We start from the raw sequence: 21,951 nt of genomic DNA, 5'->3' as shown, positions 1-21,951 counted from the left end.
CTGGTGGGCCGTGATGGATTCGAACCATCGACCAACGGATTAAAAGTCCGCTGCTCTACCGACTGAGCTAACGGCCCGGACGAAATCGAGCCAGTAATTTTATGTGCTTATGGTCGAGGATACAAGCTGGGACGGCCTAAGTGTCTGTCAGGGTTGATCCTGAGGCGATTTATACACTTGCCTTCGACGGGGTGAGGCCAGGGGTTTGCCAGGCGCACTGGCGTCGACCGCTTCGGGCTGCGGAATCACGAGTGGAGGCAGTCATTAAAAAACCCTTCATCGAAGTTGCCATGTCGGCCAAGGCCGGAATCTGGCGCTTTTAGCTCCGTCGAAGCTAAGTCACCAGGTCCAGGCCTACGCCGGGACGAACGAATAGCATGGATCTTTAGAGATCGCTCCCTCACGGTAGAGCGACACCGGGGCCGGCGATCACACGTAACGGGTCGGGTCGGGCAGGCCTGCGTCACGGAAGCCCTGGGCGCGCAGGCGGCACGCGTCGCAATGGCCGCAGGCACGACCCGCGGAATCGGCCTGGTAGCAACTGACAGTCTGGGAAAAATCGATGCCCAGGCGAGCCCCTTCGCGCGCGATGTCGGCTTTGCTCATCTTCATCAGCGGCGCATGGATGCGAATACCCGCTCCCTCCACGCCCGCTTTGGTCGCGATGTTGGCCAGGACCTGGAATGCTTCGATAAAGGCCGGCCGGCAATCGGGATAACCGGAGTAATCGACGGCATTGACGCCGCACCAGATGTCGCTGGAGCCCAGTACCTCGGCCCAGCCCAGCGCGATCGACAACATGATGGTGTTGCGTGCCGGCACATAGGTCACGGGAATCGCTGCGGCATCGGGTTGCTGGTCCGTATCCAGCGGTACCTCGATATCGGCAGTCAACGCCGAACCGCCAATGGCACGTAGATCAACCGTCACGACCTTGTGCGCCACCGCACCCAGCGTGCGCGACACGCGCTCGGATGCTTCCAGCTCAGCGCCATGCCGCTGACCATAGGCCACGCTCAAGGCATGGACGTCATAGCCCTGCTCGCGCGCGATCGCGATGGTGACAGCGGAATCCATACCACCGGAGACGAGAATGACGGCTTTTTTGCGTTCTGTGGTGTTCATGATTTTCTTTGTCGTCAGATAGGCCACATGGCGGCCTGGAAAGTCGACGGTCGCGCCGCCTGCAAAAGGCAAGATCACAAGACCAAGGCAGCCGCTTTTTCTCTTTACCTTTAAAGCACCGCTGGTGCGACCTTACGGGCGGTGCAGCGGCCGATCTCACCGTGCTTCAGTGTCCCGGCTCGTCGTTCCACAGCAGCTTATGTAGCTGCAACTGAAAGCGAACCGGCAGTTTGTCTTCGATGATCCATTCGGCCAGTTCACGTGGATGCACTGCACCGTGGACGGGCGAGAACAACACCATGCAACGACGCGATAAGCCGTATTCGGCTTCCTTGTCGCGCGCCCATTCGTAATCAGCGCGACTGGCGATGACGATCTTGACCTGGTCGTGTGGCAGCAGGTGGTCGATGTTCGCATAGAGGTTGCGAGCGACTTCCCCGGAGTCGGGCGCCTTGAGGTCCATCACCTTGCGCACGCGCGAGTCGACTGCGGAGACGTCCAGCGCGCCAGAGGTCTCCAGCGATACCTCATAGCCGGCGTCACACAGGCGCGTCAGCAGGGTCTGGCAGCGCTTTTGCGAGAGCGGCTCGCCGCCGGTAACACAGACATGGCGGGCTTCGTAACTGGCGACTTCGGCGAGGATGTCATCAATCGCGCGCCAGTCGCCGCCGTAGAACGAATACTCGGTATCGCACCAGACACAGCGCAGCGGACAGCCGGTCAGGCGCACGAACACCGTGCGCCAGCCGATGGCATCGGCTTCACCCTGAACAGAGTGAAAGATCTCGGTGATGCGAAGGCGCTCGGCCAATACAGGCGCCGACGTGGGTTGCTCCACGTTCGCATCGATCGTATTCACAGCGACCTCAGTTGGCCGATTGCAGTTGCAGACGACGCAGGCGCTCCTGCGCCAAGCCAGCCGCCTTGGAGCCCGCATACTTTGTGGTCACGGACTTTAGCGTCGCTTTGCCAGCATCGACCTGCTTGAGCTCCAACTGCGTGTAGCCAAGCTTGAGCAGCGCGTCGGGCGCCTTTTCGCTCTGCGGATACTTGGCCACCAGGCGCTGGAACGCCTCCAGGGCTACCTGGTAATTGGATGTCGCGTAATACGACTCACCCAGCCAGTAATAGGCGTTGGGCGTGAGTGGACTGTCTGGATACTGCTGCAGGAAGTCGCGAAATCCGCGCGATGCCTTGACGTAATCGCCTCCACGAATGGCGCCGAAGGCGACGTCGTAGGCTGCCTGGGCGCCGGCTGGATTGGCGGCAGGGCTGGCGTTGTTGCCCGCACTGGCAGCCGCTGCCGGCTGCTGTGCACTGGCATTGGTGGCGGCCTGCTGCGGGTTGTTGCCCGGCTGCGGCTGCGCCTGTTGCCCGGCGTCACCACCGGCATTATTGCCGCCTTTTTCAAGACGACCGATACGCGAATCAAGATCGCTGTATTGCGCCTTGCTGCTGTTCTGAGCTTCCTGCAACTGGTGCTGGAGCTCCTCGATCTGGCCCTGCAACTGCTGCACCTGCTGCTGCAACTGCTGGACCTGGTTGACCATGCCGATACCGCCCTGGTCCTGGTTCTGCGCCTGCTGCTCAAGGCGCGCCACACGATCTGCCAGGCTCAGTCGCGAATCCTGGGCCATCGCCGGCAGCGCAAAAAGCATGGCGGATGCAAATGCACCCGCCATGCCGAGCCTGGCTGCAAAGTTGTTAGCCAGTTGCTTTTTCATTACTTCGCCGTGTAGACGATCTCGACGCGGCGGTTCTTGCCCCAGCAATCCTCGTTGTGCTCACGGCACACGGGCTTTTCTTTGCCGTAGCTGACAACGTTAAGCTGGCTGGCCGAACCACCGGCAGCCTGCAAGGCGCTGGATACAGCGTTGCCGCGACGCTCGCCGAGGCCGAGGTTGTACTCGCGCGTACCACGCTCGTCGGTGTTACCTTCGAGGTTGATGCGGGCCATCGGACGGTCCTGCAGGTACTTGGCGTGGCACGCCATGATCTGCTGGAATTCCGGCTTGATTTCGGTCTTGTCGAAATCGAAGTACACAACGCGCTGACGCAGGCAGGCATCACGGTCCAGATCTTCCGGGCCGTACTTGCCCGATTCCTGGGTCTGCGACGGCATGGTCTGCGGCTGTTCCTGCTGCGGCTGGGGCTTAACTTCCTGCTTCTTCTGGCAGGCGGCCGCGCCAACACAGAGCAGGGCGACCAGGGCGACGCGAACGGTCTTATTCATGGTGGACGTTCCTTCAAACGGGTTTGAGTTCCGACAGTCAATGACGATTGCGGTTACGGGACAGCGTATCGCCGGTGGACCGGCTGTTATTTTGACACTTTTGTAGGCGCCGGACGCGCTGTCTTGCATCCGATACCCTCACCAATGGCAGTTTCCCGCCATCGACAACCGTGCAAACCCTGGGTGGCCCTCATCGGCACCTACCCCGGCTTGCCCGCCGAATCCCCCGTTGAAAAGGTGGATTCGGCAAATTCGTCCATCCCTCAGGGCTGCGACTGCCGCTCACGGTACGGTCCCCAGGCGGGCTCGCGTACATCGCCATCGGCCAATACCAAGCGCTGGCGCACCATGCCGTCGTTGGAAACGGCATACAGCACACCTTTGCGTCCCTCGGTCGCCGCGTACAGCAGCATGCTGGCGTTGGGTGCGAAGCTCGGGGATTCGTCGATCGGCCCCGGCGAGATGTAGCGCACCTGACCACCCAGACTCTGGTCCATGATAGCAATACGATACACGTTCCCGTTGCCCTGCACCATGGCGATCTGCTTTCCGTCATAGCTGACGGAGGCGTTGGCGTTGTTTTGGCCCTGGAAACTGATGCGCTGGGCATCGCCACCGCTGGCCGACATCTTGTAGATCTGCGGGCGCCCCGAGCGGTCGGAGGTGAAGTAGATGCTCTGTCCATCCGCCGACCACACCGGCTCGGTGTCGATGGCCAGGTTGTTAGTCAGACGCGTTTCCGAGCGGCTGCCGAGGTTGAGCACGAAAATTTCGGGGTTGCCCACATAGGACAGCGACATGGCCAGCTTGCTGCCGTCCGGCGACCAGGCCGGCGCGCCGTTGATGCCCTTGGGATGCGCCGAGACCAGTTGGCGCGAGCCTGTGGTGATGTCCTGCACGTAGATGGCCGAATTGCCGCTCTCGAACGAGACATAAGCGATCTTCTTGCCATCCGGGGACCACGACGGCGACAACAGCGACTCACGCGATCGCGCCACGACTTGCGGGTTGTAGCCATCCGAATCGGCAACCACCAGCGAATAAGTGGTGTTATTGCCCAAACCAACCGCAGTGATGTAGGCCACCCGGGTCCAGAATGCGCCACGCACGCCGGTGATCTTTTCGTAGATCTGGTCGGCGATCTGGTGGGCCACGCCACGCAGGTCTCCTGCCGGGGCCGTGTAGGCCTGTGCCAGGAGGCTCTGCTGCTTGTTGACGTCCCACAGTTCGTATTCGACCCGCACCATGCCACCACCGGCATCACTGATGCGGCCAATGGTCAGGTAATCCTGCTTGAGCAGCCGCCAGGTCGCGAATTTGATGTCGGCGCCCTTGCTGGGGAATTCGACGATCTCGTTCTTGGCCAGCGAGCGGAATTTGCCGGAGCGGTTGAAATCGTTGCGAATGACATCCGCCACATCGGTCGGCAGCGGAGCGCCGCCAGCCTGGGCAAAAGGCACCACCGCGATCGGAGTGGCGGTCTTGATGCCCTGGGCGATGTCGATATTGAGTGACTGTGCCGCCGCCGGACCGGCGATCACCGCCGCGACTACGAACACAATGAGGGCGAAACGGGAGATTGGTTTGCGCATAAGGCTTTGAGTATCAGGGCCTGAAAGTGAAATCGATTTGACGCTGGAAAACGCTCTCGAAGCCTTTATAGGGCAACGGTTGCGCACGCAGGACCGCATTTTCGATGGACCGCTTGCCTGGTTCGTCGTAGGGACAGTTGGAGTCGACCTTCGCGCTCATCACGTCGCCTCCAGGCAATTGCACGATGTGAACGACGCAGGGAACGCTCGGCATGTTATCCGGGCGTAGCCAATTCTGCGTGACGGCGTTCTGAATAGCCGCCTGGTACTGGGCCAGCAAGCTGTTGTCCTTACCCGCCTGGCCGCTTTGACGCTGCGCAGCATTGGGCAGGTCCGGCGAGCCGTCATCCTTGGCGTTTTTCAGGTCCGCCAATTGCCGCTGCGCCTGAGCCGCTTTGCTCTGATTCTTCTTGGTCTGCGCGCTGGCCTTGTCCAACTGCTGGAACAGCTCGTCGATCTTCTTCTGTTCTTCCTTTTTCTTGGCGGCCTGAGCATCGAGGTCGGCTTGGCGCTGACGCTGCTTCTCTTCCTGCTCGCGCTTGGCGTCCTCGGCTTTTTGCTCAGCATCCTGCACCACCTTTTCCTGGTCCTTGACATCAGGATGCTCAGGCGGCGGCGGCAGCGGATCTTTTACAGGCTTGGGCGGCGTGGGCGTCGGCGGCGGTGGTACGGAGGGTGGCGGCGGCACCGAATCGGCCACCGGCTTGGTCTTGGGGGGCTTGGGCGGAGGCGCACCTGTCGGGCCGATCAGCACGGCCTCGATCGGCTCGCCCGGCAGTTGAATCGGCTTGGCACAGGCAATCGGGTTCCACCCGTCGGGCAGGTGCAAGGCCGCGAAGAAGCCCTCGAACGACGTGCACGAGAGCGTGGCAAGGAACAGGAAGCCCACGATGCCCAGGTGGAGCACCGCCGAGACGACCACCGCGAGGGGCGTACCCTTGCTGCTGGTGTCGGGATTATTTCGACGCGCCATTCTTCCCGCCCGAATCAGGCTGGCTCATCAGGCCTACCTTGGACACGCCGGCCTGTTGCAGGTCGGTGAGGATCTGGTAGACGCCGTTGTAGCTGCCGTCGCGGTCGCCCGCCACCAGCACGCTGACATCCGGATTGGCCTTGACGAAAGCGCCGACCTTGGTCTTGAGGCTGTCTTCGTCGATCGGCTCTTTCTTGGCCGTACCCAGTGTCAGGAACAACTTGCCGTCGTGGGTGACCGAGATGATCACCGGGTCTTTCTTGTCTTGCAGCGACTTGGCGTTGGCTTGCGGCAAGTTGACGTCGACGTTGGAGTTGAGCATCGGCGTGGTGACCATGAAGATGATCAGCAGCACCAGCATCACGTCGATGTACGGCACGACGTTGATTTCGGATTTGAGCTTGTGGCGCTTGTGGCGCGCTGAGTTACGCATGATTGCCCAGCCCCTCAGGCGGCCGCGTCATCGGTCTGGATCTGGCGCTGCAGGACGGAGGAGAACTCTTCCTGGAACACCTCATAGCGCGATGCGACGCGCTCGACCTTGTTGGCGAAGCGGTTGTAGGCCCACACGGCCGGGATGGCGGCGAACAGGCCCATGGCCGTGGCGATCAGCGCCTCGGAAATATGCGGCGCTACCACCGAAATGGTGACGTCCTTCATTTCGCCCAGGCCCTGGAAGGCGCCCATGATGCCCCATACCGTACCGAACAGGCCCACGTAGGGACTGATCGAGCCGACGTTGGCCAGGAACTCCAGGTTGCGCTCCAGCGCGCCGATCTCGCGCGTACCAGCCACCCGCATGGCGCGCTCGGAGCTTTCGATCACCAGGCGCATGTCGTGCACCCGGCGCTGGCGCTGGCGGGCAAATTCGCGAAAACCCGACTCGAAGACGTTCTCCAGGCCACCATTGCTGGCGCCGCGATTGCTCACCTCACGGAACAACTGCGCCAAGTCGGCACCCGACCAGAAGCGCTCCTCGAAGGACTCGGCATTCTCATGGGCCGCCTTGAGCTGGGTGTACTTGCGCACGATGATCACCCAAGACATGAACGAGAACACCAGCAGGACCAGCATCACGAGCTTCACGGGGATGCTCGCTTCGGCGATCAGCTTGAAAATGTCCAATCCACTGTTCATTGCTCGGGGTACTCCGCCGCGTAAGGGCTTGAAGGTCAATATGAAAGGGTCACAGGCCGGGGATGAGGCCTGCGGGGATCGGTACCGGGCGCATGCGGCGTGTGTCGACGCAGGCTATCCGGACCATCGCCCGTAGCAATTCGGTGCCATCGGCCCGAAAGATGCTCTGAGTGAAAAGGATACTGGCTGAACGGCGTTCTTTGACTTCCACTGTCACTCGCAATTCATCATCCAGCAGGGCCGCCTTGAGAAAATCGAGCTGCATCTCCCTCACCAGGAACACCAGCCCGGTCTCTTCCTGCACCCTGGACTGATGCACGCCCAGCCCACGCAGCCACTCGCTGCGCGCTCTTTCGAGGAATTTCACATAGTTGGAGTGATATACCACCCCACCCGCATCGGTATCTTCCCAATAGACGCGAATGGGCCAGGCATAGGGAGATGAGTGAGACTCTGGGTGCATAAATACGCTTGGCTGCTCCCGGGGACGGGAGGTGGGTCGTGGAGGCGCGAAAGGAAGCCCTGGTTCAAACGTGGAGGATGCCAAAGCAGGGTTTGATGACCTCAGGCGGGCGGATCTGCATCCGGCTCTCGGCCCCAGTCGCCGTTCTTATCCCGCATCGCCCTGAAAAAGATCGCCGACCGACTGTCGCGGCGGTGGCGTCAACCCGAGGTGACGCCAGCCCTTGGCGCTGGCCATGCGGCCGCGGGCCGTGCGTACCAGGAAGCCTTGCTGGATCAGGTACGGCTCGACCACGTCTTCAAGGGTGCCGCGATCTTCGCTGAGCGCTGCGGCGAGTGACTCGACGCCCACCGGGCCACCATCGAAGTTCTCGATGATGGTCGACAGCAGCCGGCGATCAAGCTCGTCAAAGCCCTCGGCATCGACCTTGAGCATGTCCATGGCCGCCTGCGCGGCGCTACGGGTGATCTGCCCGCCAGCACGTACTTCGGCGTAGTCGCGCACGCGGCGCAGCAGGCGGTTGGCGATTCGCGGCGTGCCACGCGAGCGGCGCGCGATTTCCTCGGCTCCCTCCATCTCGCAGGGGATACCCATGATGCGCGCCGAACGACGCACGATCGCCGTCAACTCAGCCGGGGTGTAGAACTCCAGGCGCTGCACGATGCCGAAGCGATCGCGCAACGGCGCGGTCAGCAGGCCAGCACGGGTTGTCGCGCCGATGAGAGTGAACGGGGGCAGGTCCAGCTTGATCGAACGTGCTGCCGGGCCCTCACCGATCATGATGTCGATCTGGAAGTCTTCCATTGCCGGGTAAAGCACTTCCTCGACAATGGGCGACAAGCGGTGGATCTCATCCACGAACAGTACGTCATGGGCTTCGAGATTGGTCAGCAGGGCGGCCAGGTCCCCTGCCCGCTCCAGTACCGGGCCAGAGGTGGAGCGCACGTTGACGCCCAATTCGTTGGCGATCACATGGCTGAGCGTGGTCTTGCCCAGGCCCGGCGGCCCGAAGATGAGCACGTGGTCCAATGCGCCGCCGCGCTTCTTTGCCGCCTCGATATAGATCGACAACTGCTCGCGCACCGCCTGCTGACCAAGATATTCGGCCAGCCGTTTGGGACGGATCGAAGCCTCCAGGGCCTCGTCGTCGAGCTGGTTGCTTGCAGTAATGATGCGGTGGTCGGCCATGCGGCCATTATAGGAGTGAGTGAAAAGGAGTGAGAAGTGAGCCTGAGCGATTAACGTCACTGGCGAGCCACAATCCGACGGTCCACCCCAGTCCTCTCTCACTCCTGCCCAACTCGCACCTTGGCCCTTGAAGCTCGATCAACCAGTTGCCCGAAATCGGGAAGAACAGAGAGAGCAAAGGCGAGTCGGCCAAACCACTCCATCGGCAGCCATGGTCCGCAAACTGGCTCTCACTTGCTCCTCACTTCTCTCCACTCACACCTAGGCTATCTCCACTCACACCCTGGCCCTTAGATCTCGACCTGCGCACCCAGTTCGATCAAACGGTTACCCGGAATCTGGAAGAACGCCGTCGCCGGCATCGCGTTGCGCGCCATGAAGGCAAACAACTTGTCGCGCCATAGCGCCATACCCGGGCGGCGTTCGTCGGCCACGATGTTTTCGCGCGACAGGAAGAACGTGGTGTCCATCATTTCGAACGGCAGGCCTTCACGCGAACACTGCGTCAGCGCAAGAGGAATGTTCGGATCCTCGGCAAAGCCGAAACGCAGGGTCAGGCAATAGAACTCGCCGTTGAGCGGCTGGATATCGATGCGCTCCTCAGCATCGGCGACCGGCGTTTCGAGCATGTCCACCGTCAGCAGCACGTTGCGCTCATGAAGCACCTTGTTGTGCTTGAGGTTGTGCAGCAGGGCATGCGGCACCGCGTTGAGATTGGCGGTGAGAAACACGGCCGTACCCGGTACACGCAGCGGCGGGTGCTCGTGGATATTATCGATGAATGGTTCCAGCGCCAGACCTGATTGCTTGATCTCGCGCACCACCAGTTCGCGACCACGGCGCCAGGTAGTCATCATCACGAATACCACCACGCCAAGCACCAGCGGGAACCAGCCGCCATGGGCGATCTTCAGCGCGTTGGCGCCGAAGAACGACAAGTCGATGGTCAGCAGGAAGGCGCCGGCCACCACCACGGTGAACCAGTTCCACTTCCACTGCTTGCGGGCCACCACGAGGGCCAGCAGCGTGGTCATGGTCATGGTGCCCGTCACGGCAATGCCATAGGCCGCACCCAGGTTCTCCGAGCTCTTGAAGCCGATGACCGCGGCCAGCACCAGCACCAGCAGCAGGCCGTTGATCCATGGTACGAAGATCTGCCCAGACATCTCACGTGACGTATGCACCACGCGCATACGCGGCGCATAGCCCAGCGAGATAGCCTCGCGGGTCATCGAGAAAGCACCGGAAATTACCGCCTGCGAAGCAATCACCGCAGCGGCGGTCGCCAGGCCGATGGCCGGGTACAGCAACGCATCGGGCACCAGCATGTAGAACGGGCTGTCGATGGCCTTGGGATTGTGGATCAGTAACGCGCCCTGGCCGAAATAGTTGAGCAACAGGGACGGCAACACGAAGAAAAACCAGGCCAGGCGTATCGGCTTCTTGCCGAAATGTCCCATGTCCGCGTAGAGCGCCTCAGCACCGGTCAGTGCCAGCACCACGCCACCGAGTGCAATGAATGCCTGCAATTCGTGAGCCAGGATGAAACGCACCGCATAGATCGGATTAACCGACATCAGCACATGAGGGTGCTCGATGATCTGGCGCGCACCGAGTATGGCCACCACCAGGAACCACACGCACATGATCGGCGCGAACAATGCACCCACCTTGGCCGTGCCGTGGCGCTGCAAGGCGAACAGCAGCACCATGATCACCAGACAGATCGGCACCACATAGCTGGACAGCGCCGGCGCGGCCAGTTCGACACCTTCCACGGCACCGAGTACGGAAATCGCTGGCGTGATCACGCCGTCGCCGTAGAACAGTGCCGCGCCGAAGATGCCGAACACGGCCAGGATCCAGCGCGCTCGCGACGAATTACCCATCGAGCGCTGAGCCAGCGCCATTAGCGCCATGATGCCGCCCTCGCCCTTGTTGTCCGCACGCATCACGAAGATCACGTACTTGAGCGACACAACAATGATCAGCGCCCAGAACACCAGCGACAACACGCCCATGACGGTTTCAGGCGTGACGGTCATGCCATGTGTGCTCAGCACTTCCTTCATCGTGTACAGCGGGCTGGTACCGATGTCGCCAAAGACCACGCCAATGGCGCCTGCCGCAAGAGCGGCCAACCTGCGCTTCGTATCCTGCGAAGCATCCGGCTGATGATGATGATCCACGACTCTAGCTCCCGAGTGCGGCGCGCAGCGCCTTGCGAATGATGGTTTCGGCGCTATCGCCCTCGGCGGCGACCTTCTGCACCAGACGAGTGACCTCCGCCGGCTTGTAGCCAAGCTGCTGCAGCGCCACAGTGGCCTCGCCGGCCGGATCGAGGGGAGCGCCCGGTGATGCCAGGGTGACGCCCGAAACGGCGGCGCCAAGCCCGTCTACGCGATCGCGCAATTCCACGACGATGCGTTCGGCGGTCTTCTTGCCGATACCGGGAATCTTGGTCAGCGCCACCACATCGCCCGTCTGCACCAGGCGTGCGAATTCGTTGGTCGATACGCCGGACAACACTGCCAGCGAGATCTTCGCGCCGATGCCGCTGACCTTCTGCAAGCTGCGGAACAACGCGCGCTCCGACTCATGCAGGAAGCCGTACAGTGCAACACTGTCTTCCTTCACCGCGTAATGCGTGAGCAGGGTGACTTCCTGCCCCGTCTGCGGCAAGTCATAAATGGTAGACATGGGCGCTTCGAGTTCGTATCCCACGCCGCCCACGTCCACCAGCAACCACGGCGGCTGCTTGGATACCAGAATGCCGCGCAATCGGCCGATCATCGACGCCTTCTCCAAGCGGTTCGGGGAATACCCACGCGCACCATGCTGGCGCGGGTATGAGCATGGGCCACGGCAACGGCCAGTGCATCGGCCGCATCGGCTTGCAACGGACCTTTCAGCGCCAGCAATACACCCATCATATGTTGGACCTGGGTCTTGTCACCGCGGCCGCTACCGACCACGGCCTGCTTGACTTCGGTGGCCGCATATTCGTGTACCTCGATTCCCCGGCTTGCCACCGCACAGATCGCCGCGCCCCTGGCTTGCCCCAGCTTCAGGGCCGAATCGGCGTTCTTGGCCATGAACACACGCTCGATACCGCACTCGGTCGGCTGATGGGCGGCGATGATGTCACACAGTTCGTCGAAGATGCGTTTGAGGCGTAGCGGGAAACTGGCTTCGCCGGCTACGGCCAGGGCCACGTGGAAGACATGCGAGAGCTTGCCGGCATCATCGACGTCGATGATGCCCACGCCGGTACGCTGACTGCCCGGGTCGATACCGATAATACGGACCGCCCGGGATGCGGGACTCGGGACCTGAAGCCCAGTGGATGGCAAGGCTGGCATGAAAAGAGGCGGTCGCGACGACCGTCAACCGTGGACTCGGGTGGCAACGCAAGGCAGGCACGAGGCCACGAGCGCCGGGAGGCGAGTCGCACGAATGAAAATCACGCCGGCATCACCGCATTGTGCGAAACCTCGCTGACGTCATCGAGTGCATCGAGCTTGTCCAGCAGGGTCTGCAACGTCTCGACATTCTCCGGCGACACGGCAACGCGGTTGTTCGGTCGCATGGTGACGCCGGCATGCTCGGCGTGCAATCCGGCATCGATCAGGCCCTGCTGCACTGCCTCGAAGTTTTCCGGCGCGCAGATAACGATGCTTTCGCCATTCTCGTTGATCACGTCGTCAGCACCGGCCTCCAGCGCCGCCTCAAGCACCTTTTCTTCCTTCGCCTCGTCGCCGCCGGTGGCAAACACCAGCTCGCCACAGCGGGTGAACTGGAAGGCCACCGAATTGGTGGTACCCAGGTTGCCGCCGTTCTTGTTGAGCACGGCGCGTACGTCGGCGACGGTGCGGGTCTGGTTATCGGTGAAGCAGTCGATGATCAGGGCGATGCCACCCGGACCATAGCCTTCGTAACGCAATTCCTCCATCGCCGCGCCGCCATCGGCACCCGAGCCGCGCTTGATCGCGCGCTCGATGGTGTCCTTGGTCATGTTGGCCGACAGCGCCTTGTCCATGGCCGCGCGCAAGCGCGGATTGGAGGCGGGATCAGGCACGCCGGCGCGGGTGGCCACGGTAATCTCGCGGATCAGTTTGGTGAACACCTTGGCGCGCTTGGCGTCTTCGGCATTCTTGCGACCTTCAATGGACGGGCCTCTACCCATGGCAATTTCCTGGCGAGCGTGAATCGGACAAGCGGCGAATTTTAGCTGGTCGTGGGGGTATCCGCTACGCGGCCCGTAAGGTCGGCCACTTTGGTCGGTGAGGCCGGCGTCTGGCGCCGCCTGTGAAGTCGCGCCTTCGGCACTGTAAAGGGTAAACAGAAAGAGCGTAGCAGGCTCCGCAGCCGCCTTCTCTCTTTTACTGTTCACATGCGGCGTCAGCGGCCGACATCACGCCGAAAGCGCCAAAACCTCGAACTGCCCGGTGCGCAGGAAACAGGAGACCTGCCTGGCTGCCGTGGGTGAGAAAAGCAGGCCGGTGTGATTGGCTTCCACCAGGCAGTGGTCGGCAAGGCCCGGGAGCCGTGTCTCGGCGACCGCCACCGTACCGTCATGAGCGCCGGGGATATGAGCGAGCATCGAGCCCAGGCCGATAGGCGTGCAGCCAGCGATCATGCCCACCTCGCGCCGGCCGATCCATTGCTCCAGGCCGTTTTCCAGCAGCATGCGGTTATGCCCGAGCAGCGCCTCGCCTCCCCGCCCCATGGCCGCCAGATGGCGGGCGGCGGAACTTCCCAGCACCGGCGAGCCCATGCAGACGATGCGCCCTGGCGGCAGGTCGTCATCGGTTGTGCAGGCACGCAGCGCGAGCAATCCTCCCAGGCTATGCCCTACCAGGTGTACCTGGGTGGCCGGGGTCAGGTCTTTCATCAGGCCATGCAACCGCCCCAACACGCGCTCCTGCTGGCTGGCCAGGCTCATGTAGTCGAATCGATGCACACGAAACCCCGCCTCCATAAGGCGGCGATGCAGCATGATCAGCGAGAAACCTCGCATCCACAGACCATGCAACAGGATGACGTGATCGGACATGGGCGTGCAGTTAAGGACTGATTTGACAGGATAACCCGAGAAACACGGATTTACCGTGACGCTTGGCGCTCTCGGGTCAGGCCGGTCGCTACGCGGCCTGTCAATCGTCAATGATCAACACAAAGAGCACTTTGCATCGGGCGCCAGGCATTTCCTGTTGATCATTGACAACGAGCGATAGCGAGCGGCTGTAAAGGCGGCCACGGCCGCTGGTTTTACTCCACGACCGAACGTATGTGCAATTCCTTCAACTGCGGCTCGGAAACCTGCGACGGCGCGTCCGTCATCAGATCCTGGGCGCTGGTGGTCTTGGGGAAGGCGATTACATCGCGGATGGACTCGGTACCAGCCATCAAGGCGGCGATGCGGTCGATACCGAAGGCCAGGCCACCGTGCGGCGGAGCGCCGAACTTCAACGCCTTGAGCAGGAAGCCGAACTTGGCCTCGGCCTCCTCGGCACCGATACCCAGCAACTCGAAGACCGCACTTTGCATCTCCGGGCGATGGATACGAATCGAACCTCCGCCGATCTCGTTACCGTTGAGCACCATATCGTAGCCGCGACTCACCGCCGTGGCCGCATGGGCGCGCAGATCGGCGATGTCATCCACCTTGGGCGCGGTAAAAGGATGATGCAGGGCTACGAAGCGCTGCTGCTCGTCGTCGAATTCGAACATCGGAAAATCCGTAACCCATAGCGGGCGCCAGCCGGCATCGACAAGGTTGCGATCCTTACCCACCTTCAGGCGCAACGCGCCCATGAAATCGGTCACGGTCTTCCACTTGCCTGCCCCTACGAAGAGCATATCGCCGCTTTGCGCATCGGTTGCCTTGAGCAGCGCGTCCAGCGCGGCATCGTCGAGGAACTTGGCCACGGGAGAATTAATGCCCTCGCGTCCCTTGGCCAGGTCATCCACACGCAACCAAGCCAGGCCCTTGGCGCCATACTTGGCCACGTACTCGGTGAGCTGGTCGATTTCCTTCCGTGAAAGCGTGGCACCGGCGGGCACGCGCAGCGCGGCCACACGACCGGCCGGATCATTGGCCGGCTCGGCGAACACCTTGAACTCCACATGCTTGAGCGCATCGGCCACATCGACCAGTTCCAGCGCGATGCGCAGGTCCGGCTTGTCCGAACCGAAGCGACGCATGGCCTCTTCCCAGGTCATGCGCGGGAAGCTGGCATCGAGTTCCACGCCCTGTACTTCCTTGAACACATGGCGGATCAGTTCTTCGACGAAATCTTGTACGTCTTGTTCTTCAACGAAGGCGAACTCGAGGTCGAGCTGGGTGAATTCCGGCTGGCGATCGGCGCGCAGGTCCTCGTCGCGGAAACAGCGAGCGATCTGATAGTAACGATCGAAGCCGGCCATCATCAGGATCTGCTTGAACAACTGCGGCGACTGCGGCAGCGCATAGAACTGTCCCGGATGAACACGACTTGGTACCAGATAGTCGCGCGCGCCCTCGGGCGTGGCCTTGGTCAGGATCGGCGTCTCGATGTCCTGGAAGCCACGTGCGTCCAGGTACCGGCGCAAGGTCTGCACCAGCTTGATGCGGGTACGCATCATGCGCTGCATTTCGGGGCGACGCATGTCGAGGTAGCGGTAGGTCATCCGCATGTCCTCGTTGGGGTTCTCGTGCAGCGCGAACGGCAGGTCACGCGCGGCATTGAGCACCTCGACCCTGTCGGCCAGCAGCTCGACCGTACCCGTCTTGAGCTTGTCGTTGGCCGACAAACGCTTGCGGACCGTACCGGTCACGCGCAAACAGTACTCATAGCCGATCTCGCCCGCAACAGCGAACGCGGCGGCATTCTCACGCTCGACCACCACCTGGGCCAGACCCTCATGGTCACGCAGATCCACGAAGGCCACATGGCTTTGCAGGCGGAGCGTATTGACCCAGCCACAGAGGGTGACGGTCTGGCCGACCAGCGACTCGTCGATGAGTCCGCAGAAATGCGTGCGCATGCGCTTGAAACTCCGGGCGAAATGCCCTTGAAGGAAACGGGAGAAAAGACCTCCAATGGTAGCACTGGCACGCCATCGAGGCGATGCAAGGCCCTAAACGCATCAGCCCCGGTAGAACCGGGGCTGATGGGAATCGCCTGGACGATGTCATGGTTACCAGCGACGACCGCCTCTTGCCTCGACGAACTGCGCGCGGCAGCCATTCTTCACCCAGACACTGAAGGGATCGCTGCCCCAGGTACGGCCCTCGATGCACGCCGAGCTCGACATCTGACGCGAAAGCTCAGAATAGCGCCAGGGCATCTGGCAACGTGCACCACGGTTATCGTTGCTTGCGCAGTAGATCTCCCGACCGGGTCCGCGATCGCGGCTATCCCAACCACCGCCTCGGCCAAAGCCGTTGCCACCGCTGAAACCGTTGTCTCCGCGATTACCACCACCGCCCCCGAAGCCACCACGCGCATCACGGAAATTGCCGCGGCAACCGCCCTTGATCCAGACGCTATAGGGATCGCTGCCCCAGGTCCGTCCCTCGATGCAGCTGGCGCTGGACATCTGCTGGGACAGCACCGAGTCGCGCCACGGCATCTGGCAGCGAGAGCCACGTCCGTCGTTGCTGGCGCAGTAGACCTCGTCGTTACGTCCACCGTAACGCTGGGCCTGCGCATCGCGCGTGAGTGTCATGCCGGTAAACGCGGCCAGGACACAGGCGGCCGACAGGGTGATCTTGGAAAAGGCGTTCACGCGATACTTCCTTGGACTTCGTTAAACGGTCTCGCCAAGTTACCGGCAAGCCACGTCTTCGCAAATACCGACGCCACCCACGCAGAATGTTGCGATTCAGCTAGCTGATCAGTCGCTTGACGAACTACTGGACGAAGGCGAAGGCGAAGGCGCCGCAGCGGGTGTTGGTGCGGGTGCGGGCGCCGCGCTGTCACCTGCCAAGTTGCGCTTCTTGTCGCCGTCCTTCTTGAAATCCGTTTCGTACCAACCGCCCCCGGCCAGCCGGAACTGCGGCGCACTGAGCCGGCGCTGCACACGCGGAGCACCGCAGCTTGGGCAGATCTCGGGATCAGGATCGGCAATCTTCTGCAAACGGTCGAAACGGTGACCGCACGCGCAACATTCGAATTCGTAGATAGGCATGGTGGCTCCAGAGCGATCCCATCGGTCGCCATGGATTCAGTGGCGACCAGCCGGCCATTATCTGGGTCGCGGGGCGAATTTCAACGCCAGCCGATCCCGCCGCATCAGGAGGCCGCCCGGGGTATGGGCGTGGGCCAAGGGTATGTCGATAGAAGAACACGTCATATCGCTGTCTTCGTATCGTCATTGACGCGCAAGGACATGCGGCCCTAGCCTGCACGATCTGCTGCAACGCACCAAGATTGGGGAGTCATTCGATCCATGTATGTACAAAAAAAACTGCCGGCACTGATCGGCGCTGCCCTGTTTGCCCTGGGCACGCACGCGGCGGCTCAGGATGCCGGCAACAACACGCCCGGCACGGACAAGGCCAAGAACCTAGGCACCGTCATCGTTACGGGCACTCGCTCTGACAATCGCACCGAAAACAGCTCGCTCGCGCCCGTAGATGTGGTATCCGCCCAAGTACTGCAACAAAGCGGCACCAGCGAACTCTCCACCGCGCTGGCGCGGATCATACCCTCGCTGACCTTCCCCCGCCCCGCCGCCGCCGATACAGCCGATTCCCAGCGCCCCGCACAACTGCGCGGCCTGTCGCCCGACCAGGTGCTAGTGCTGGTCGATGGCAAGCGCTGGCATCCGGGCGCCATTATCCTTACCAACGGCGTACTGGGCCGCGGTTCGCAGGCGGTGGACCTCAATACCATCCCGATGGCGGCCATCGACCACATCGAAGTGCTCCGTGACGGCGCCTCGGCCCAATACGGGTCCGATGCCATCGCCGGTGTGATCAACGTGGTGCTCAAGAAAGGCGCCCAGGGCGGCTCGGTCGAAGTCACCGGCGGCCAGTACTCGGCTGGCGACGGCCGTCAATGGCAGGGGTCGGCGAACTTCGGCATTCCGCTGAACAACGATAAAGGCTGGCTTCGCCTGACCGTGCAGGATGGCAACCAGGACTATACCAATCGCGCAGGTGTGACACGCGCTCGCGCCTTCGAAGGGGTGACTCAGCGTTACGGCGATCCGGCCGTCAAGGACCACAACCTGCTGCTCAATGCGCAGTACGACATCGCGCCAGGGGTGCAGTTCTACGCCTTTGGCCACTACGGAGATCGCGACAGCACCTCGCCAGCCTTCTTCCGCAGCCTGGCCAATGCCAACTCGGTGCCATCGATCTATCCCAACGGTTACCTGCCACTGGAGAACGCCGATTCCACCGATCAATCCCTGGTCATCGGCGTGCGCGGCAAGACCGACGGCGGCTGGCGCTGGGACGTGAGTGCCAATGCGGGTGGCAATCGTGTGTCCTACCAGACACGCAACAGCGTCAACCGCGCCTGGCTCAATGACTACGGCTCCAGCCCGACGCAATTTCACGATGGCATCCTTGCCGCCGGGCAACAGGCGCTGGATGTGGATATCGCCAAGGACCTGTCCGTCGGCTGGCTGCCCAACGCCGTGACTTTGGCATTTGGCGCCGAATACCTGCGCCAGACCTATCGTATCGACGCGGGCGACGCCCCGTCCTGGTATGTGGGCAGCTCCGGCATCAGCGGCGGCGCACAGGGCTTTGCCGGTTTCCAGCCTGCCAACGCGGGCTCGCACAGCCGCCACGACGTGGCCGAGTACTTAAGCCTGGAAACGAACCTGACCGATCGCCTCGGCGCCTCGCTGGCCGTTCGCCATGAGGATTACACCGATTTCGGCAGCACCACGTCCGGCTCGCTATCCGGTCGCTTCGATTTCACCGACCGCTTCGCTTTGCGCGGCAGCGCGTCGACCGGTTTCCGTGCGCCTTCGCTGGCACAGCAGTTCTATTCGTCCACCTCATCGCTGTATTACGGCACAGGTAACTCGCTTGGCCTGCCGGCAGGCATCTACAACACCAGTCTGGTGCCGGCGACCAGTCAAGTCGGGCAGTTGCTTGGCGCACAAAAGCTCAAGCCTGAGAAATCGCACAACTACACCTTGGGCATGGTGTGGAATCCACTCGATCCGTTGAGCATCAGCGTGGATGTCTACCAGATCAAGATCGACAATCGCATCACGCTGTCCAGTTCCCTGGCGACCACCTCGGCTACCGTGCAGGCCTATCTGGCCGCAAATGGCATCACAAACACCAACTACAGCGGCATCTCGTATTTCACCAATGCCGTCGATACACGTACGCGAGGTGTGGATCTGGTCACCAGTTGGCAGTCGGATTTCGGCGACGCCGGCAAGCTCGCCTCGACGCTGAGCTACAACTACAACAAGAACAAGGTCACCGACGTCAGACCCAATCCGGCCGCCCTCGATGCATTGGGCCTCAACCTCAAGCGCATCGATCGCCGCGACCAGTACGGGTTGCTCGCCGATACCACGCCGCGCAGCAAATTGATCCTCAACGAGATGTACACCGTAGGCCATTGGAGCCTCGATGGCACGCTTACGCGATACGGCAGCTTCGTGTCCTACAACTCCACCACGGCCTCGCTCGACCAGACCTTTGGCGCCAAGTGGCTGCTCGATCTTGCCGTCAGCTACAACGTTGACCGCTGGACCTTCACGCTCGGTGGCGACAACGTGTTCAACACCTATCCCGATCGCGTGATCCAGGCCAACGACAACGGCGGCTCGCTGCCATACTCGGTATTCTCGCCATTCGGCTTCAACGGCGCCTACGTTTACGGCAAGGTCGCCTACCGTTGGTAAGACCCAGGTTCGCCCCTTCCCGGCACACCCGGGGAGGGGCGACAAGCAGCCCATTTCAAAAATCCGCGTCCCGCACGTCATAGCTTTCAAGTTGAATGCAATCGGGCAGGACGATCCATGAACAAGCCACCGGCAACCTACGCACTCTGGCGCGACGCCCTGGAGGCCAGTTGGCGGCACGGCGAGGGCCCGATACGGCGGATCGCCCGCCTGCAGGGCTGGTTGCTCCGCGGGGCCAAGCAGACACAATGGTTGACCCGGGTGCATCACTCGCGTGCGCTGCGCCAGGCTAGCGAGTCCGACCCCCGTCTGTATGATCGCTGGCACCGGCCATACATCAGCCGGCATTTCTCCCAGGCTACTCGCCAGGAAATCATCGAAGCGCATTACACCTTCGTGCTTGAACGTTTCCCGCAACGCATGCGTGAACGCCTTTTCAGAGGCCATGACATCCGGGTCGCCATGCTGCGGCTGGAAAATGCCACGCCGGCCTATATCCATCTGCGCAAGCCCGTGCACGCCCATGACGGCGAGCTGGGCATCTACCTGGTCAATGAGTACAAGGAGGTACTCGCCTCATGCTCGCTGACCTTCGGCGGAATCGAGGGTTTGTTGATCGGCAATATCCAGGGCGCCTGGTCGTACCTGGGGGACACGGCGATGCGTGAGTTCGTGCGTGCCAGTTGCGGACTCCAGCCCAAAGACCTGTTGATGTCGCTGATCCGTGCGCTTGCCGACAGCCTGGGCCTCGAGCAGATCCGCGCGGTGGGACGCGATGCGCATCCCCCCCAGGCCACCAACCCGGTGGATGACGCTTTCCTGCGCGCTCATGGCGGAATCCCCGATCACGCCGGTTGCTATGACCTCCCGCCGGTCGATCTGCCAATGCCTCAAGGCAGATCACAACGCCGCCGCCTGCTGGAAGATCGCCGCGAAAGCCTTCGCCGCGAAGCGTGCACCCTACTCACACACGCCTTCGCCGGCTACTCGAAAGACCTGGTCCGTCACCTGCCAACGCAACGTGCCGAGCCGATGGCAACCCATGCATTCGCCGCGCGTCAAGCACTAGCCAGCGCCTGATGCTAGAGGTCGTAGACACCGTTGAGCATCCAGACTCGTCCCTCGCGCACGGGCACGAAGTTCTGCGACGCATCGATCGCATACAGCGTGCGCGCAAAGAGATTCTTCACGCCGAATGTCGTGCGCCAATGCAGCGCGCTGTAGGAAATGTTCGCCTCGACACTCGCTTGGCCGGGAATGGCGAAATAGACGGGGTCGTCCGTGGATCGGCCCATCGTTCGGCTACGTGCGAACACACCACCGGCCACGCCCCAGCCCTGCAAGGACTCACGCTGGAAACGATAGCTCGCCCAAAGGCTGCCCTGTCTGCGTGGCGACCCCGTCGCGATGCTGTTGTCGTCGTTATGGATGCGTGCGTCGGTGAAACTGGCCGTCACGTCGAGACCTCGGGTGACCTGGCCGGTGAATTCCATTTCCACGCCGTGGTTGGTCTGGCCAGGGCCGGGAATGGCAAAAAATGGTGGTTCGGGCGAGACCAGGTCCACGCTATGATCGAGCTTGATGCGATACCAGGCCGTCGTCAGGCGCGCGCGTTGATCGAAAAGGTCGAACTTGGCACCTACTTCCAGCTGACGTGACACCGAGGGCGGCAAGGGCTGCCCATCCTGGCCGATCATCGAATCGACCTGGAAGCCGGTCGCACTGGACGCATACAACGCAACATCCTGGAGCGGCTTGTAGACCACTCCCAGCTTCGGCACCCAACGAGACTTGCGCAGCTTGCGGCTGTCACCGTCAGCATCGCGCGTAGTCAGTTCATAGGACGTGCGACGCACGGCGGCAAGCACGTCCCACTGGTCGCCGATGGCTATCTGGTCTTGCAGGAACACGCCCGTGTTGGAGGACCATGCCGCGCCCAGCGGTTGCTGCGACGCATTGGCAAGCACCGATTGCTCGCGCGCCGATGGCAGGCTGAATCCAGTGAACAGGTTCAAGGAAACCGGCCGGCTCATTTGCAGGAGATTGGTATCGCCGCCATTGCCGGTGCCCGCGCGGGTACGTGCGAAATCCACGCCGAGCACCACGCGGTGATCGAGACCACCGGCGCTGAAATGGCCCGACAAGTCGTTCTGCATGGTGTAGAACGTGTCCGAATAACGATACGAGCGCGCTATGGCATCTGCATCGCCCCAGGAACTGGTATCGAAGAACGACCAATCCTGGCCACTGTCACGCTGATCCACATACTGGCCACGGCTTTGGAAGGTCCAGTCCTCACCCAGCATGTGCTGCACGCCATATACCGCACGCGCTGTACGGAACACCGCATGGTCGCCCGTGTTTCCCGGAA

Annotated in this window: 21 protein-coding genes and 1 tRNA gene; 2 read left to right on the top strand and 20 right to left on the bottom strand. The window is 61.9% G+C overall.

From position 1 onward, the window contains the following. Position 1: 1 nt before the first annotated feature. The 19 genes from VF436_RS09120 to VF436_RS09030 all read right to left on the bottom strand — a co-directional run bounded on the left by VF436_RS09120 (position 2) and on the right by VF436_RS09030 (position 16,886). A tRNA-Lys gene (locus VF436_RS09120) sits at positions 2 to 77 on the bottom strand. Between the two features lie 352 nt (positions 78 to 429). Next, positions 430 to 1,125, bottom strand: a complete 696-nt coding sequence (queC, locus tag VF436_RS09115; RefSeq protein ID WP_330903697.1) for a 7-cyano-7-deazaguanine synthase QueC — start codon at positions 1,123 to 1,125, stop codon at positions 430 to 432. A 166-nt stretch (positions 1,126 to 1,291) separates the two neighbouring features. Then, the gene (queE, locus tag VF436_RS09110) at positions 1,292 to 1,975 is read right to left on the bottom strand and encodes a 7-carboxy-7-deazaguanine synthase QueE (RefSeq protein WP_330903702.1); all 684 of its coding nucleotides are present in this window, start codon (positions 1,973 to 1,975) and stop codon (positions 1,292 to 1,294) included. Between the two features lie 16 nt (positions 1,976 to 1,991). Beyond that, positions 1,992 to 2,849 (bottom strand): tol-pal system protein YbgF, encoded by an 858-nt coding sequence (gene ybgF / locus VF436_RS09105; protein WP_330903696.1) that lies wholly within the window; start codon positions 2,847 to 2,849, stop codon positions 1,992 to 1,994. Continuing rightward, positions 2,849 to 3,358, bottom strand: coding sequence for a peptidoglycan-associated lipoprotein Pal (pal, locus tag VF436_RS09100; RefSeq protein WP_330903695.1), 510 nt, complete (start codon positions 3,356 to 3,358; stop codon positions 2,849 to 2,851). The genes ybgF and pal overlap by 1 nt, the downstream gene beginning before the upstream one ends. 263 nt (positions 3,359 to 3,621) lie before the next feature. Next, entirely contained in the window at positions 3,622 to 4,950 is a 1,329-nt protein-coding gene (gene tolB, locus VF436_RS09095) for a Tol-Pal system beta propeller repeat protein TolB (RefSeq protein ID WP_330903694.1), read from the bottom strand. Positions 4,951 to 4,963: 13 nt separating this feature from the next. Beyond that, positions 4,964 to 5,923, bottom strand: coding sequence for a cell envelope integrity protein TolA (locus tag VF436_RS09090; protein WP_330903693.1), 960 nt, complete (start codon positions 5,921 to 5,923; stop codon positions 4,964 to 4,966). Further along, positions 5,907 to 6,356 (bottom strand): protein TolR, encoded by a 450-nt coding sequence (gene tolR / locus VF436_RS09085; RefSeq protein ID WP_330903692.1) that lies wholly within the window; start codon positions 6,354 to 6,356, stop codon positions 5,907 to 5,909. The genes VF436_RS09090 and tolR overlap by 17 nt, the downstream gene beginning before the upstream one ends. 14 nt (positions 6,357 to 6,370) lie before the next feature. Next, positions 6,371 to 7,060 (bottom strand): protein TolQ, encoded by a 690-nt coding sequence (gene tolQ / locus VF436_RS09080; protein ID WP_330903691.1) that lies wholly within the window; start codon positions 7,058 to 7,060, stop codon positions 6,371 to 6,373. Between the two features lie 49 nt (positions 7,061 to 7,109). Then, positions 7,110 to 7,523 (bottom strand): tol-pal system-associated acyl-CoA thioesterase, encoded by a 414-nt coding sequence (ybgC, locus tag VF436_RS09075; RefSeq protein ID WP_330903690.1) that lies wholly within the window; start codon positions 7,521 to 7,523, stop codon positions 7,110 to 7,112. A 147-nt stretch (positions 7,524 to 7,670) separates the two neighbouring features. Then, positions 7,671 to 8,711, bottom strand: a complete 1,041-nt coding sequence (gene ruvB, locus VF436_RS09070; RefSeq protein ID WP_330903689.1) for a Holliday junction branch migration DNA helicase RuvB — start codon at positions 8,709 to 8,711, stop codon at positions 7,671 to 7,673. Positions 8,712 to 9,001: 290 nt separating this feature from the next. Continuing rightward, positions 9,002 to 10,900, bottom strand: coding sequence for a potassium transporter Kup (locus tag VF436_RS09065; RefSeq protein ID WP_330903688.1), 1,899 nt, complete (start codon positions 10,898 to 10,900; stop codon positions 9,002 to 9,004). Positions 10,901 to 10,904: 4 nt separating this feature from the next. After that, positions 10,905 to 11,504: a Holliday junction branch migration protein RuvA gene (ruvA, locus tag VF436_RS09060; RefSeq protein ID WP_330903687.1), complete on the bottom strand. Its 600-nt coding sequence runs from the start codon at positions 11,502 to 11,504 to the stop codon at positions 10,905 to 10,907. Beyond that, entirely contained in the window at positions 11,501 to 12,073 is a 573-nt protein-coding gene (gene ruvC / locus VF436_RS09055) for a crossover junction endodeoxyribonuclease RuvC (RefSeq protein WP_330903686.1), read from the bottom strand. Before ruvC ends, ruvA begins: the two co-directional genes overlap by 4 nt. A gap of 101 nt (positions 12,074 to 12,174) precedes the next feature. Continuing rightward, on the bottom strand, positions 12,175 to 12,897 hold the full coding sequence (locus VF436_RS09050) for a YebC/PmpR family DNA-binding transcriptional regulator (RefSeq protein WP_330903685.1): 723 nt from the start codon (positions 12,895 to 12,897) through the stop codon (positions 12,175 to 12,177). Positions 12,898 to 13,125: 228 nt separating this feature from the next. Further along, positions 13,126 to 13,767: an alpha/beta hydrolase gene (locus VF436_RS09045; protein WP_330903684.1), complete on the bottom strand. Its 642-nt coding sequence runs from the start codon at positions 13,765 to 13,767 to the stop codon at positions 13,126 to 13,128. 215 nt (positions 13,768 to 13,982) lie between these two features. Further along, a complete protein-coding gene (gene aspS / locus VF436_RS09040) occupies positions 13,983 to 15,740 on the bottom strand; it encodes an aspartate--tRNA ligase (RefSeq protein ID WP_330903683.1) in 1,758 nt (585 codons plus the stop codon). Positions 15,741 to 15,893: 153 nt separating this feature from the next. Next, positions 15,894 to 16,484, bottom strand: a complete 591-nt coding sequence (locus VF436_RS09035; protein WP_330903682.1) for a DUF3011 domain-containing protein — start codon at positions 16,482 to 16,484, stop codon at positions 15,894 to 15,896. A gap of 108 nt (positions 16,485 to 16,592) precedes the next feature. Further along, positions 16,593 to 16,886 carry a zinc ribbon domain-containing protein gene (locus VF436_RS09030; RefSeq protein WP_330903681.1) on the bottom strand — a complete coding sequence of 98 codons (294 nt, stop codon included), beginning with the start codon at positions 16,884 to 16,886 and terminating at the stop codon, positions 16,593 to 16,595. A gap of 261 nt (positions 16,887 to 17,147) precedes the next feature. Here VF436_RS09030 and VF436_RS09025 point away from each other — a divergent pair, with 261 nt between their 5' ends. After that, positions 17,148 to 19,580, top strand: a complete 2,433-nt coding sequence (locus tag VF436_RS09025; protein WP_330903680.1) for a TonB-dependent receptor — start codon at positions 17,148 to 17,150, stop codon at positions 19,578 to 19,580. Between the two features lie 117 nt (positions 19,581 to 19,697). Then, positions 19,698 to 20,660, top strand: coding sequence for a DUF535 family protein (locus tag VF436_RS09020; RefSeq protein ID WP_330903679.1), 963 nt, complete (start codon positions 19,698 to 19,700; stop codon positions 20,658 to 20,660). Positions 20,661 to 20,662: 2 nt separating this feature from the next. Here the strand turns inward: VF436_RS09020 and VF436_RS09015 are convergent. After that, positions 20,663 to 21,951 (bottom strand): TonB-dependent siderophore receptor (locus tag VF436_RS09015; RefSeq protein ID WP_330903678.1); only part of this gene is annotated, 1,289 nt, incomplete at its 5' end.

Source organism: Dyella sp., from assembly GCF_036384435.1.
Classification (GTDB): Bacteria; Pseudomonadota; Gammaproteobacteria; order Xanthomonadales; family Rhodanobacteraceae; genus GSA-30.
The sequence above is the reverse complement of the archived record's forward strand: the minus strand, read 5'-3'. Positions and strand labels throughout refer to the sequence as shown.